This window comes from Streptomyces sp. CNS606 (assembly GCF_000426325.1).
Map to the genome: position 1 here is coordinate 1 of NZ_AUFD01000021.1, position 13,030 is coordinate 13,030.

A 13,030-nucleotide genomic window follows, 5' to 3' on the forward strand; every position below is an offset into this window, starting at 1 on the left:
GAACTGGAGTCGGACCGGGGGGTGGTGGTCGACACCGCCGCCGCCGACCTGCGCCGCATCGAACGCGACCTGCACGACGGCGCCCAGGCCCGCCTGGTCTCCCTCGCCATGGAACTCGGCCTCGCCAAGGAGAAACTCCTGGAGGACCCCGAAGCCGCGGCGAAAATGGTCGGCGACGCACACGGCGAAGTGAAACTCGCCCTCCAGGAGCTGCGCGACCTCGCCCGCGGCATCCACCCCGCCATCCTCACCGACCGCGGCCTCGGCCCCGCCCTCACCACCCTCTCCCGACGCTGCACCGTCCCCGTCACCCTCACGGTGGACCTCGGTACGGCCCGCCCCGCTCCGGCGATCGAGGGGATCACCTACTTCACAGTGTCGGAACTTCTGCAGAACATCGGAAAGCACGCCGGCGCCGAGCACGCGGTCGTCGACGTGTGGTGCACGGCGGACCGGCTGCTGCTCCAGGTGACCGACGACGGCAGGGGCGGCGCACAGGCGTCCCCCGGGTCGGGACTGGCGGGGCTGGCGGAACGGCTGGACGCCGTCGACGGACTGCTCGTCGTCGACTCCCCCGCGGGCGGACCGACCACCGTCACCGCCGAGCTGCCCTGGCGGGACCCGGACCCGGACCCGGCGCCCCGCTGAGGCGCCCTGCGGGAACGCGTGGTCCGCGCCCTCGTACGGCCCGCGTGCGCAACCCTTCCGGAGCACGACGGCGTCCCCCCGGCGAGGAGGCCCGCTGGGATACTGGAACCGCCGGGATGCGCCCGGCGCGGGTGGGGGCCGGGGAGCCATATGGAGGACAGGGTGCGTGTCGTCATCGCCGAGGACTCGGTGCTGCTGCGGGAGGGGCTGACCCGACTGCTCACCGACCGTGGCCACGAGGTGGTCGCGGGCGTCGGCGACGCGGAAGCGCTGGTCAAGACGATCGACGAGCTGGCCTCGGACGATTCGGGGGGCGGGAGCGGGTCCGGCGGGCTGCCGGACGTGGTGGTGGCGGACGTGCGGATGCCGCCGACGCACACCGACGAGGGGGTGCGGGCGGCGGTGGCGCTGCGCCGGGCGTACCCGGACCTGGGGGTGCTGGTGCTGTCGCAGTACGTGGAGGAGCAGTACGCGACCGAGCTGCTGGCCGGCTCCAGTCACGGGGTGGGCTATCTGCTGAAGGACCGGGTGGCGGACGTCCGCGAGTTCGTCGACGCGGTCGTCCGGGTGGCGCGGGGCGGCACGGCGCTGGACCCGGAGGTGGTGGCGCAGCTCCTGGGCCGCAGCCGCAAGCAGGACGCGCTGGCCGGGCTGACGCCGCGGGAGCGCGAGGTGCTGGGCCTGATGGCGGAGGGGCGGACGAACTCGGCGGTCGCCGCGCAGCTCGTCGTCAGCCACGGCGCGGTGGAGAAGCACGTCAGCAACATCTTCATGAAGCTCGGACTCTCCCCGAGTGACGGAGATCACCGGAGGGTGCTGGCGGTTCTCCGTTACCTGAATTCCTAGGTCAGAAAGGGCGCTGGGGAATCCCGTCCCCGGTGAATCTGTTGTTTGTCTCAGAATCCGTTCCACTATGTGGCCGGGGCAAGGAAGGCGAACCTTACCCACGTACGATGTCGACGAGCCGCAGCCTCGAGGGAGGTCCGAATCCGTGACCAGTCAGGTCAACAGTCCAGCCGGCGCAGAGACCGGCGCCGGACAGCCGTCCCCGGCCGGGGCGGAGACCGTGAAGGAGGTCCGCCGACTGGACCGGGTGATCATCCGGTTCGCGGGTGACTCCGGCGACGGCATGCAGCTCACGGGTGACCGGTTCACCTCGGAGACCGCCTCGTTCGGCAACGACCTCTCCACGCTCCCGAACTTCCCCGCCGAGATCCGCGCCCCCGCCGGCACCCTGCCGGGCGTCTCCAGCTTCCAGCTGCACTTCGCGGACCACGACATCCTCACCCCGGGCGACGCGCCGAACGTGCTGGTCGCGATGAACCCGGCGGCGCTGAAGGCGAACCTCGGCGACGTGCCGCGCGGCGCGGAGGTGATCGTCAACACCGACGAGTTCACCAAGCGCGCGATGGCCAAGGTCGGCTACGAGGCCTCGCCGCTGGAGGACGGCTCGATGGACGGGTACAGCGTGCACCCGGTGCCGCTGACCACGCTCACCGTCGAGGCGCTGAAGAGCTACGACCTGTCGCGCAAGGACGCCGGTCGCTCGAAGAACATGTTCGCGCTCGGGCTGCTGTCCTGGATGTACAACCGGCCGACGGAGTCGACCGAGAAGTTCCTGCGCACCAAGTTCGCCAAGCGGCCGGATCTGGCGGAGGCGAACGTCGCCGCCTTCCGCGCGGGCTGGAACTTCGGCGAGACCACCGAGGACTTCGCGGTCTCCTACGAGGTGGCCCCGGCCACCTCGGCGTTCCCCGCCGGCACCTACCGGAACATCTCCGGGAACCTGGCGCTGTCCTACGGACTGGTCGCCGCGTCTCAGCAGGCGGACCTCCCGCTGTTCCTGGGCTCGTACCCCATCACTCCGGCCTCGGACCTGCTGCACGAGCTGTCCAAGCACAAGAACTTCGGCGTGCGCACCTTCCAGGCCGAGGACGAGATCGCCGCGATCGGCGCGGCCCTGGGTGCGGCCTTCGGCGGTTCGCTGGGCGTGACCACCACCTCCGGCCCCGGCGTGGCGCTGAAGTCCGAGACGATCGGCCTCGCGGTGTCGCTGGAGCTGCCGCTGCTGATCGTGGACGTGCAGCGCGGCGGGCCCTCGACGGGTCTGCCGACCAAGACCGAGCAGGCCGACCTGCTCCAGGCGATGTACGGGCGGAACGGCGAGGCGCCGGTGCCGATCGTCGCCCCTGCGACCCCGGCCGACTGCTTCACCGCGGCGCTGGACGCGGCGCGCATCGCGCTGACCTACCGGACCCCGGTCTTCCTGCTGTCCGACGGCTACCTCGCCAACGGCTCCGAGCCGTGGCGGGTGCCGGAGCCGGACGAGCTCCCGGACCTGCGCACCCAGTTCGCCACCACGCCGAACCACGAACTGGCGGACGGCACCGAGGTGTTCTGGCCGTACAAGCGCGACCCGCACACGCTCGCCCGCCCCTGGGCGGTGCCCGGCACGCCCGGCCTGGAGCACCGGATCGGCGGCATCGAGAAGGCCGACGGCTCCGGCAACATCTCCTACGACCCCGAGAACCACGACCGCATGGTGCGCACCCGCCAGGCCAAGGTGGACGGCGTCGAGGTCCCCGACCTGGTCGTGGACGACCCGACGACCGACGCCACCGACGGCCCGGCGCGCGTGCTGGTGCTCGGCTGGGGCTCGACGTACGGCCCCATCACCGCCGGCGTGCGGCGCGTGCGGCGGGACGAGGGCCGGATCGCGCAGGCCCACCTGCGGTACCTCAACCCCTTCCCGAAGAACCTCGGCGAGGTCTTGCGCCGGTACGACAAGGTGATCGTCCCCGAGATGAACCTCGGCCAGCTCACCGCCCTGCTCCGCGCGAAGTACCTGGTCGACGCGCAGTCCTACACCCAGGTCCGCGGCCTGCCCTTCAAGGCCGAACAGCTGGCGGACGTCTTCAAGGAGGCCATCGGAAATGCCTGAGCAGCAGCTCACCGCGGCCCCGGAGGCCGGGGAGAACCACCAGGGGAGCCACCCCGGAAACCCCCTGCTCTCCCTGGTGCCGAAGGCCGAGGCCAAGCAGTCCATGAAGGACTTCAAGTCCGACCAGGAGGTCCGCTGGTGCCCCGGCTGCGGTGACTACGCCGTGCTCGCCGCCGTACAGGGATTCATGCCGGAGCTGGGGCTGGCGAAGGAGAACATCTGCTTCGTCTCCGGCATCGGCTGCTCCTCGCGCTTCCCGTACTACATGAACACCTACGGGATGCACTCCATCCACGGCCGCGCTCCGGCCATCGCCACCGGTCTCGCGGCCGCGCGGCGCGACCTGTCGGTCTGGGTCGTCACCGGTGACGGCGACGCGCTGTCCATCGGCGGCAACCACCTCATCCACGCGCTGCGCCGCAACGTGAACCTCAAGATCCTGCTGTTCAACAACCGGATCTACGGTCTGACCAAGGGGCAGTACAGCCCGACCTCCGAGGCCGGGAAGATCACCAAGTCCACCCCTATGGGCTCGCTCGAGGCGCCGTTCAACCCGGTGTCGCTGGCGATCGGCGCCGAGGCGTCGTTCGTGGCCCGCACGGTCGACTCAGACCGCAAGCACCTCACCGAGGTGCTGCGGCAGGCCGCCGACCACCCGGGCACCGCACTGGTGGAGATCTACCAGAACTGCAACATCTTCAACGACGGCGCCTTCGAGGTACTGAAGGACAAGAAGCAGGCCCTGGAGGCGGTGGTCCGGCTCGAGCACGGACAGCCGATCCGTTTCGGCACCCCGGCGGAGGACGGCCTCGGCGCGAAGGGCGTCGTGCGCGACCCGGCGACCGGCGACCTGCGGATCGTGGACGTCACCGAGGCGGGAACGGACGGCGTGCTGGTGCACGACGCGCACGCCGAGTCGCCCACCACGGCCTTCGCCCTCTCCCGGCTGGCCGATCCGGACACGCTGCACCACACACCGATCGGCGTGCTCCGCAACGTGCGCCGGCCGGTCTACGAACAGGAGATGGAGGAGCAGTTGGAGGCCGCCGTCGAGCAGAACGGCAAGGGCGACCTCGGTGCGCTGCTCTCCGGCAGGGACACCTGGACGGTCGTCGGCTGACCCGGCCGGCGGGCCGCAGCTCCGCAGTCTCGACGGGACCCCGCGTGTCATGACCGTTACGCGAAAACGGGAATGACAGGCGGGGTCCCTCGGCGTTACCTTCGACGAATCGTTTCTCCCGGAGGTGTGCCCCATGTCGTCGTCGAGCGAGACCCGCGGCGGTCTGGTCTACGGAATCGCCGCGTACGGCCTGTGGGGGCTCCTTCCGCTCTACTGGCACCTCCTCAAGTCCACCGGCGCGACGGAAGTGCTCGCGCACCGCATGGTGTGGTCGCTGCCCACCGCGCTGCTGCTGCTCGCCGCGCTGCGCCGCTGGACGTGGATACGCGCCCTGGTGCGGCAGCCCCGCACGCTGGGACTGCTGCTGCTCGCCGCGATCTTCATCTCCCTGAACTGGGGCATGTTCATCTGGTCGGTCACCCAGGAGCGCGTCCTGGAGGCCTCGCTGGGCTACTTCATCAACCCGCTGGTCTCCATCGCCTTCGGCGTCCTCCTGCTCCGTGAACGCCTGCGTCCCGCGCAGTGGACGGCCGTCGGCATCGGCGCGATCGCCGTGGGCGCGCTCTCCGTCGGCTACGGCCAGGTGCCGTGGCTGTCCATCACCATGGCGTTCAGCTTCGCCACCTACGGGCTGGTCAAGAAGCACGTGAAACTGGAGGGAGTGGAGAGCTTCAGCGCCGAGACGGCCCTGCAGTTCCTGCCCGCGCTCGGCTTCCTGATCTACCTCGCCGCACAAGGCCAGGCCAGCTTCACCACGGAGGGCCCCGGCCACGCCGCGCTCCTCGCACTGTCCGGACTGGCCACCGCCGTGCCGCTGATCCTCTTCGGCAACGCGGCCGTTCGGCTGCCGCTGTCCACGATCGGGCTGCTGCAGTACACGGCGCCAGCGTTCATGTTCGTACTCGGGGTGACCGTGTTCCATGAGCCGATGCCGCCGGAGCGGCTGACCGGCTTCCTGCTGGTGTGGGCCGCGCTGGCTCTGCTCACCTGGGACGCGCTGCGGGCCGCCCGCCGGGGGCGGCGGGCGCTGCGCGAGGTGCGCGGTGCGGGGGCGGGGGCAAGGGCCGCGCGGCAGGCGGCGGGGGCGGGGGCGGAGCCGCTCGCGGCCTGCGGCGAGGGGCGGCGGGGACCGGGGCGGGGCTGACGCCGGGGCCGTTTGGGGCTGTTCGCGGTGGCTGGTGAGTGTGGGTGTGGGTCGGGGGCGTGGGCTGCGGTCCGGGCCGACGACCCGGAAACCCATGATTTACGGGCCGCGTTCTCGGCGATGTCGGAGGTTGGACCTTCATTTCGCGGCCCACACATCACGGGCAAGTGTTTCCGGGCGCATCGGCCCTGCCCTCCGCCCACGCCCCCTCACGTCCGTCGCGGCTCCCCGCCCACCCCCGCGCCCTTGAGAGGGAGGGGACGGGGGTCGGGGCGTGGCCCTGCCCTCGCGTCGCTGGGAAGGGTGAGGAAGTGAGGCTTGATTTGAAGTCATGTTGAACTTCTACGGTCGTCTCATGGAGTACTCACACAGCGACACCGACCTGATCAAGCAGCCCATCGGCTACTGGAGTTGGGCGGCCCACAAGGCCGTCATCGCGCGCACCCGGGCCGCTCTGGCCGGGATCGGCATCACCCAGCCGCAGTGGTGGGCCCTCGCGCAGGTGGCGAACGCCGAAGCCGCCAAGACTCGTGACGAGGTGTCCAGCCTCCTCCGGGGGTACCTCGACACCGGCCGGGAGGCCATGGACTCGGAGATCGACACGATCATCACCCAGGGCTGGATCACGGAGGATGCGGAGGGGCAGCTGAGCATCACGGCTGAGGGCCGGACGTTCTTCGACAAGGCCGCCGCCCTGCAGGGCGAACTCTGGGCGGAACGGCACGCGGGGATCTCCGACGAGGAGTACCTGACCACCCTCAAGGTGTTGCAGCGGTTCATCCGCAACACGGGCGGACACGCTTGGCACCACTAATGCGCGGCCACCCCAGGGGTGGAGGCGTGAAGGGGGTGTGACGGTTCGGGCGGGGCGGGTGGGCGGCGTACAACCGGGGCGGGCCGTCGTGGGTCCAGGTGGTTACGGATGGGCACACGCCCGGACTGACCAGCCGGGCCCCGACTCCGAGGAGAACGCATGTCCCGTCGTCACACCGCCGCGCGCGGCCTCGCGTGCGCCGTCGCGGTACTGGCCGTCACAGCCGGCTTTCAGCCGGCGCAGGCCGCGCCCGCCCGGCCCGGGGGGCCTGCGGCCGATCCGGGCCCCTCGGTCCCCGCGACGGGGTCCGCACCGTCCCGGGAGGTGCGCGAGGACTTCAACGGGGACGGCTTCGAGGACCTCGCTGTGGCGGCCCTTCGTCACGCGGAGAACACCGGGTACGTCGCCGTGGTGTACGGGTCGGCCACGGGCCCGGACCCGGCCACGGCGACGGTGATCGACCAGGCCACGCCCGGTGTCCCCGGCGAACCGGAGACGGGCGACTGGTTCGGCGCGGTTCTCGAAGCGCGCGACCTGGACGGCGACGGGTACACCGACCTCGCCGTTTCGAGCACGGGGGAGACCAGCGAGCGCGGGGGCGGCTCGGTGACCCTGCTCTGGGGGTCTTCGGACGGTGTCACCGGCGAGGGCGCGGTGCTGATCGCCGCGGAGGAGGGTGACTGGGGCGTCGGCACCCACCTGACGGGCGGCGACTTCGACGGCGACGGCCACGCCGACCTGCTGACCTACCGTGCCGGGGACGGCTACAGCGTGCTGCACGGCCCGTTCGGCCGGGACGGGCGGTGGGCGCGCGAGCAGCAGGTGGAGCTGGAGGGCGCGCTCAGCATCGTCGCGGGGGACATGAACGGCGACGGTGCCGACGACGTGGCGGCCTTCCGTTCGTTCGAGGAGATGGCCGAACCGGGCGAGCTCTTCTCGGGCGGGCCGGGCGGGCTGACGTATGAGCGGCGGCTCCCCAAGGGAGCGACGGGCGACGTCGCCGACTTCGACGGTGACGGCTACGGCGACCTGGCCTATCGCGAGGTGCCGGGCGGTGTGGTGGAGAACCTGCCCTGGGACTCCGGCACCGTGAAGGTGATGTACGGCGGTCCCGACGGGCCGGGCGCGCGCACTGCGTCCTTCACCCAGGCGACCCCGGGCGTGCCCGGCGCGAACGAGGAGGAGGACCAGTTCGGCGGCACCCTGACCGCCGGCGACGTGGACGGCGACGGTTTCGCCGACCTCGCGGCGGGGGTGCCGTACGAGGACATCGGCGACCTGGACTCCGCAGGCTCGTTCGTCGTGCTCAAGGGCGGGCCGAAGGGCCTGAGCGGCCAGGGGGCGCAGGCGATGAGCCAGAGCTTCGCCGGTGTGCCCGGGGCGGCGGAGGCCGGCGACCGGTTCGGGGGTGCGGTGCGGCTGCGGGACTTCGACGGCGACGGCTTCGCGGACCTGGCCGTCACGGCGCCGGACGAGAACGACGGCAGCGGCGCCGTCTGGTCCTTCCCCGGCAGCCCGGCGGGCCTGACGACCGACGGGGTGCGGTCGTTCGGCCCGGCGGTGCTCGGCGGCTCCGTGCCCGAGGCGGGGCTCGGCCTGCGGCTGTCCGGTACCTCGTACGCGCCGCTGTGGCAGTACGAGTGACACCGCACGGCTCCTGAACGGCCCGCCGCACGCGTCCGTGCGGCGGGCCGTCGCCGTTCCGGGGAACCGGTTCAGCCGGTGAGGGCGTCGGTGACGGCGTCCATCACGGAGCGCCAGTGGGCGCGCTGCCGTTCGCGTTCGACCGCGTCGGCGAGGTGCTCCTGGTGGAAGCGGAGCACCGTGCGGGCGCCGGCCGTGCCGGGGGCGGGCGAGACGGCGACCTGGAGGGTGGTGTCGTGTGCCCAGCCGGGCGGGCGCCAGGTGAGGCGGACCCGGTCGGCGGGCCGGAGGCTGCGCAGTTCGCCGCGGACGCCGTCGGGTGTCTCGTAGGCCGCACCCTTGTCGCGGGGCAGCCGCGCGCCCGGGCCCAGCCAGAGGGCGAGGCCCTCGTCGCAGGTGAGGAAGTCCCACACCGCCTCCGGCGGCAGGGGGAGGGTCTTCGAGACGCCGATCTGCCAGCCGGCGTCCCGGGTGAGTCCGGTGGGCATGGTGCTCACTCCTCGTCGTGGCGGGCGCGGTGAGCCCGCACCTTGTGGCGGTTGCCGCAGTTGCGCATCGAGCACCAGCGGCGGCGGCCGGGCCGTGAGGTGTCGACGAACAGAAGGAAGCAGTCGCCGGCCCCGCACTCGCGGATGCGGTCGGCGTGCGGGCCGGAGAGCAGGTCGACGGCGTCGCGGGCGACGGTGGACAGCAGGGCCTCGCCGGTGACGGGGGCGGCCCAGCGGCGCGTGCCGTCCCCGGCCAGGGCGGGGGCGAGTGGCGGTGCGGCGGCCGCGGCGTTGACGGTCTCCAGGTCGGCGGGCGGCGCCGCTCGGCCGTGGGCGCGGGCCTGGGCGAGCCGCAGGAGTGCGTTGCGGAGGGCGCGGGCGGCGGTGACGTCGCCGTCGGTGAGGCCGTCGGGCGCGGGTGGGGGCGTGAGCCTGCTGCGGGCCGCCCAGGCGGCCAGGTCCTCCGGCCGGTGCAGCACCTCCCAGCGGGCGAACGCACCCGGGCCGCCGGTGGGCAGCAGTTCCAGGCACAGAGCCCCGGGGTCGAAGAGATACGGCATTCCTTCGGGGGTCCGGAGCGTGAGTCCTGCGCCGACGGCATGCATGTAACCAGTATAGATGGTTACCGGTCGTCCGGCGAGGTCCGCGGTACCTACCGGACGGGTCCGTCACCGGCACCGTCACCCGTCGGCAGGTCGCCGCGCCGCGTGAAGACGCACCGCTCGTCCCAGTTGTCCGGGTCGCCGACGAGGTGGAGCATCACCAGCTCTCCGTCGTCGTCCCGGACGGCGAACTGCAGGGGCCGGGTTCCCCGGTCGACCTTGAAGTCGAAGGTCGGCGAACCGTCCAGGTCTTCGTCGAGCGTCCACGTGCCCTCCCCGGACATGCGGTGTACGCGGTCGTCGTCGCTCCACACGTCCTTGTACGGGAAGTTCGCGAACAGCACGACGCCGTCACGCGCGACGTCCAGCGAGGCTTTGCAGTCGGCTGCCTTCCACCGGCCCACCGCCTGGTCCGCCGTCACGGGCTCGGTCGGGAGGGACAGGCCGAGGCTGCACCCGGTCGCCGCGAGGAGCAGGAGGGCGACGGCGCCGCTGCGGCGGAAGGCGAAGGACGTGCGGGTCATCGGGCGGCTCCGGGGGCGCGGGGCGGGAGGGTGAGAGCCGCCGGGGTGGGGACGCGTTCGAGGACGCCGCCGGCGAAGGTGTCGTACAGGGGGAGGGAGGCGAGGTGGACGTAGCCGATGTGGCAGTCGCAGACGGCCAGCGGGCAGGTGCGGGGGCGGAGCGCGGCGCGGTAGGTGCCGTCGTAGAGGTTGCCGAGGACGTCGGGCACGAAGTGGCAGCGGCGCACGGTGCCCTCGCCGTCCACGGAGACGACCGACTCGCCCGTACGGCAGGGCAGTCCGGCGCTGCGGTGCGGGGTGCGGCTGTAGCCGAAGAGCGGGTCGATCCCCGTCCACACGGCGGCCTCCGCGTCGGTGTAGGTGTGTCCTTCGGCGGCGTTGACCCACAGGTAGACGTGGCCGGGCAGGTCCGCGCGGAGCCGGCGCGCGTGCGGCAGGTGCGCGGGCAGGCCGACGACGCCGACACTGAACCGGACTCCGCGCGCCGCGAGTTCGCGGCACCTGGCCAGGAACCGGTCGTACGGGGTCTGGCCGGGGTGGTAGGTGCACCACAGGGCGAGGGTGGCCGGGTCGGCGTCGTCGAGCCATCCGGTGCGGCAGCTGAGGTTGGTCTGGATCGCCACCCGGGCCACGTGCGGCATCCGGGAGAGGGCGACCAGGGCGCGCCGGTACCAGGAGCGCACCAGACCCTCGCCCCACGGGGTGAACAGCACCGAGAGCCGGTCGCCGTCCTGGGCCGCCGCCCAGGCGGTGAACCGTTCCAGGGCGGCGCGGTCGGCGTCGAGCTGGGCGCGGCTGTCGCGCCGCTTGGCGAACGGGCAGTAGGGGCAGTCGTAGTCGCACGAGGCGAGCGGGCCCCGGTAGAGCAGCGTCAGATCCATGGACGGCTCCGCGGTCACTTGGCGGAGTAGGCGGCCATGGCCGCGCGGACGGCGGGTGAGAAGAGCATCGGACCGAGCGCGTCGGAGTGGGCCAGACCCTCGGCGGACAGCCGCAGCCGCGTCACCGGTGCCGTGTCGTCCAGCCAGCCGCGGGCGGCGAACGCGGCCAGTTCGCGGGGGAAGTGGTCGTGCGGCGGTGCCCCGAACCGCTCGGCGTAGGCGGGCAGGTGCAGTCCGTCGGCCTGCAGCAGCGACTGGAGGAGGTGACGGCGGCGCGCCTCGTCCTCGTCGATGCGCCGGCCGTACTCGGCGTACGCGAAGTCGGCGGCGCGGCGCCCCACGTAGTCGTCGACCAGGGTGCGGATCTCCCGCATGTCGACCGCGTAGTCGAAGGAGTAGTGCAGGCCGGAGGTGTAGGACCGGGCACCGCAGCCGAGGCCGACCATGCCGTCTGTCTGGCAGGCGTGGTCGCCGGTCCCCGTGTCCGGGGCGTCGGCGCGGCGGAACATCCGCATCGAGACCTGTTGGTATCCGTGGGCGAGGAGGTGGTCCCGGCCGTGCCGGTACAGGCGCAGCCGGCGCTCGTCCCACTCCGGGTCCGTCTCCCCGGCGCGCCCGGCGCGGCCGAGGCCGGTGAGGGGGCGCACGTACAAGGGGTAGAGGTACAGCTCCTCGGGCCGCCAGGCGAGCGCGGCGTCCAGCGAGTGCGTCCAGCTCTGCTCGGTCTGCCCGTCGATGCCGTAGATCAGGTCGATGTTGAGCACGGGGATGCGGGTGCGGCGTATCCGCTCCAGCGCCGCGTCCACGTCGGCACGCCGCTGGGGCCGTACGGCTGCCCGGGCCTCGGACGGGTCGAAGCTCTGCACCCCGAGGGACAGGCGAGTGGTGCCGCGCGCCTCCAGCACGGCCAGCCGGTCCGCGGTGACGGTCGAGGGGGAGGCCTCCACGGAGAGCGGCACGTCCGGATCGGCCAGGCGGACGCCCGTACGGCGCTCGGCGAGGTCGCAGAGCCGGTCCAGTTCGGCGGCGGTGAGGAAGGTGGGCGTGCCGCCGCCGAACGCGGCGGCGGCGAACCGGACCGGCCGGTCGCCCAGCGCCTCGCGCACCGCACCGGCCTGCCGCTCCAGCGCGTCCAGGTAGGCGTTGGTCAGGCCGTCGGGGGCGCCGATCCGGGTGAAGAGGTTGCAGAAGCCGCAGCGCACCTCGCAGAAGGGGATGTGCAGGTAGAGGGAGAGGGCGTCGACCGGCTCGTCGGCCCACTCCGCGTGCAGCGCGGGGCGGGGGTCCAGCCGGCCGTAGGCGGTCTTGTGCGGGTAGGCGTAGACGTAGCTCGTGTACGGCCGTACGGGGTCGGGTGGGGTGTCGGCGCGGAGGCCGGGGGCCGGGGTGGGCGTGCCGGTGGTGAGCATCAGGGTTCCAGGAAGAAGTGGGCGTAGGGGACGGTCCAGACGACCTCGTGGCCGAGCCGGTGGCCGGTCCAGCCGTCGTCGCCGTAGGCCGTGCCGTGGTCGGAGCAGACGATGGCGAAGCACCGGCCGCGGCGGCGCACGGCGGCGAAGAGCCGTCCGATGTGGCGGTCGACGTACTCCAGGGCGGCGGCGTGGCTCTCGCGCGAGTCGCCCGACTCGGCTGTGCCGCCGGGGAGGTGGAACCAGTTCGGCTGGTGGAGGGCCGCGACGTTGACGAAGAGGAACAGTCGCCGGTCCGCCGGTACGGCGGCGGCGATCCGCTCGGCCCGCTGGACCTGCGCCTCGAAGGAGGTGGGCGAGGCGACGCCGAACTCCGGTTCCCAGTGGCTCTCCTGGAAGAGGCCGGGCAGGACCGAACCCAGGGCGCCGCGCTTGTTGAAGAATCCCGTGCCGCCGATGCACGCCGTGCGGTAGCCGGCCCGGGCGAGTCCGGAGACCAGGTCGGGCGCGTCGTGGACCCAGGTGTGCGGTGCGGTGGTCTCGCTGCCGGCGAAGGCGGCGGCGAACAGGCGCGGGTGCGGGCCCGGCGTCGCGGGAGTGGGCAGGAATCCCGCGAAGATGGCCTGATGGGAGGCGTAGGTGAAGCTGCCGGGGGCGTGCCGCTTCTCCCACCGGCCGCCGGGCAGATGGCGGGCGAGGTGCGGCAGGCGGCCTGAGGCGGCGAGTTCGGCGGCGACGTCGTACCGCAGGGTGTCGAGTGTGACGAGCAGCAGGTTGTGGCTGCCGACCACGTCGTTCATGTCGGGTGGGCCGCC

Annotated in this window: 13 protein-coding genes; 7 read left to right on the plus strand and 6 right to left on the minus strand. The window is 72.6% G+C overall.

What is annotated here, in order from left to right; genetic code table 11:
- The 7 genes from K304_RS0115700 to K304_RS29330 all read left to right on the plus strand — a co-directional run.
- A partial coding sequence (locus K304_RS0115700; protein ID WP_027764521.1) for a histidine kinase occupies nucleotides 1–648 on the plus strand: 648 nt, incomplete at its 5' end.
- 150 nt (nucleotides 649–798) lie between these two features.
- Nucleotides 799–1,494 (plus strand): response regulator transcription factor, encoded by a 696-nt coding sequence (locus tag K304_RS0115705; RefSeq protein ID WP_037790666.1) that lies wholly within the window; start codon nucleotides 799–801, stop codon nucleotides 1,492–1,494.
- Nucleotides 1,495–1,639: 145 nt separating this feature from the next.
- Nucleotides 1,640–3,589 (plus strand): 2-oxoacid:acceptor oxidoreductase subunit alpha, encoded by a 1,950-nt coding sequence (locus tag K304_RS0115710; RefSeq protein WP_027764523.1) that lies wholly within the window; start codon nucleotides 1,640–1,642, stop codon nucleotides 3,587–3,589.
- Between the two features lie 103 nt (nucleotides 3,590–3,692).
- On the plus strand, nucleotides 3,693–4,709 hold the full coding sequence (locus K304_RS0115715; RefSeq protein ID WP_486591692.1) for a 2-oxoacid:ferredoxin oxidoreductase subunit beta: 1,017 nt from the start codon (nucleotides 3,693–3,695) through the stop codon (nucleotides 4,707–4,709).
- A 133-nt stretch (nucleotides 4,710–4,842) separates the two neighbouring features.
- Nucleotides 4,843–5,853, plus strand: coding sequence for an EamA family transporter RarD (gene rarD / locus K304_RS29325; RefSeq protein ID WP_051308505.1), 1,011 nt, complete (start codon nucleotides 4,843–4,845; stop codon nucleotides 5,851–5,853).
- 355 nt (nucleotides 5,854–6,208) lie between these two features.
- Nucleotides 6,209–6,667 (plus strand): MarR family winged helix-turn-helix transcriptional regulator, encoded by a 459-nt coding sequence (locus K304_RS0115725; RefSeq protein WP_027764525.1) that lies wholly within the window; start codon nucleotides 6,209–6,211, stop codon nucleotides 6,665–6,667.
- Between the two features lie 159 nt (nucleotides 6,668–6,826).
- On the plus strand, nucleotides 6,827–8,311 hold the full coding sequence (locus K304_RS29330; RefSeq protein WP_051308506.1) for an FG-GAP-like repeat-containing protein: 1,485 nt from the start codon (nucleotides 6,827–6,829) through the stop codon (nucleotides 8,309–8,311).
- 71 nt (nucleotides 8,312–8,382) lie between these two features.
- On the opposite strand, the gene K304_RS0115735 is transcribed toward K304_RS29330, so the two are convergent.
- Genes K304_RS0115735 through K304_RS0115760 form a run of 6 tightly spaced genes read right to left on the minus strand, consistent with a single transcriptional unit; the run spans nucleotide 8,383 to nucleotide 13,015 of the window.
- On the minus strand, nucleotides 8,383–8,799 hold the full coding sequence (locus K304_RS0115735; protein ID WP_027764526.1) for an SRPBCC family protein: 417 nt from the start codon (nucleotides 8,797–8,799) through the stop codon (nucleotides 8,383–8,385).
- Between the two features lie 5 nt (nucleotides 8,800–8,804).
- Nucleotides 8,805–9,404 (minus strand): ABATE domain-containing protein, encoded by a 600-nt coding sequence (locus K304_RS0115740; RefSeq protein WP_027764527.1) that lies wholly within the window; start codon nucleotides 9,402–9,404, stop codon nucleotides 8,805–8,807.
- 47 nt (nucleotides 9,405–9,451) lie between these two features.
- Complete coding sequence (locus K304_RS0115745) at nucleotides 9,452–9,925, minus strand: hypothetical protein (RefSeq protein ID WP_027764528.1); 474 nt, start codon at nucleotides 9,923–9,925, stop codon at nucleotides 9,452–9,454.
- The gene (locus tag K304_RS0115750; RefSeq protein WP_027764529.1) at nucleotides 9,922–10,806 is read right to left on the minus strand and encodes an STM4011 family radical SAM protein; all 885 of its coding nucleotides are present in this window, start codon (nucleotides 10,804–10,806) and stop codon (nucleotides 9,922–9,924) included. Before K304_RS0115750 ends, K304_RS0115745 begins: the two co-directional genes overlap by 4 nt.
- 14 nt (nucleotides 10,807–10,820) lie before the next feature.
- Nucleotides 10,821–12,215, minus strand: coding sequence for an STM4012 family radical SAM protein (locus tag K304_RS0115755; RefSeq protein ID WP_037790669.1), 1,395 nt, complete (start codon nucleotides 12,213–12,215; stop codon nucleotides 10,821–10,823).
- A complete protein-coding gene (locus K304_RS0115760) occupies nucleotides 12,215–13,015 on the minus strand; it encodes an STM4013/SEN3800 family hydrolase (RefSeq protein ID WP_199779623.1) in 801 nt (266 codons plus the stop codon). Before K304_RS0115760 ends, K304_RS0115755 begins: the two co-directional genes overlap by 1 nt.
- Nucleotides 13,016–13,030: the final 15 nt, after the last annotated feature.

Coding starts and splice junctions, on each gene's coding strand:
- K304_RS0115705 (WP_037790666.1), top strand. CDS start 799: ATGGAGGACAGGGTGCGTGTCGTCATCGCCGAGGACTCGGTGCTGCTG.
- K304_RS0115715 (WP_486591692.1), top strand. CDS start 3,693: ATGAAGGACTTCAAGTCCGACCAGGAGGTCCGCTGGTGCCCCGGCTGC.
- rarD (WP_051308505.1), top strand. CDS start 4,843: ATGTCGTCGTCGAGCGAGACCCGCGGCGGTCTGGTCTACGGAATCGCC.
- K304_RS0115725 (WP_027764525.1), top strand. CDS start 6,209: ATGGAGTACTCACACAGCGACACCGACCTGATCAAGCAGCCCATCGGC.
- K304_RS29330 (WP_051308506.1), top strand. CDS start 6,827: ATGTCCCGTCGTCACACCGCCGCGCGCGGCCTCGCGTGCGCCGTCGCG.
- K304_RS0115735 (WP_027764526.1), bottom strand. CDS start 8,799: ATGCCCACCGGACTCACCCGGGACGCCGGCTGGCAGATCGGCGTCTCG.
- K304_RS0115740 (WP_027764527.1), bottom strand. CDS start 9,404: ATGCATGCCGTCGGCGCAGGACTCACGCTCCGGACCCCCGAAGGAATG.
- K304_RS0115745 (WP_027764528.1), bottom strand. CDS start 9,925: ATGACCCGCACGTCCTTCGCCTTCCGCCGCAGCGGCGCCGTCGCCCTC.
- K304_RS0115750 (WP_027764529.1), bottom strand. CDS start 10,806: ATGGATCTGACGCTGCTCTACCGGGGCCCGCTCGCCTCGTGCGACTAC.
- K304_RS0115755 (WP_037790669.1), bottom strand. CDS start 12,215: ATGCTCACCACCGGCACGCCCACCCCGGCCCCCGGCCTCCGCGCCGAC.
- K304_RS0115760 (WP_199779623.1), bottom strand. CDS start 13,015: ATGAACGACGTGGTCGGCAGCCACAACCTGCTGCTCGTCACACTCGAC.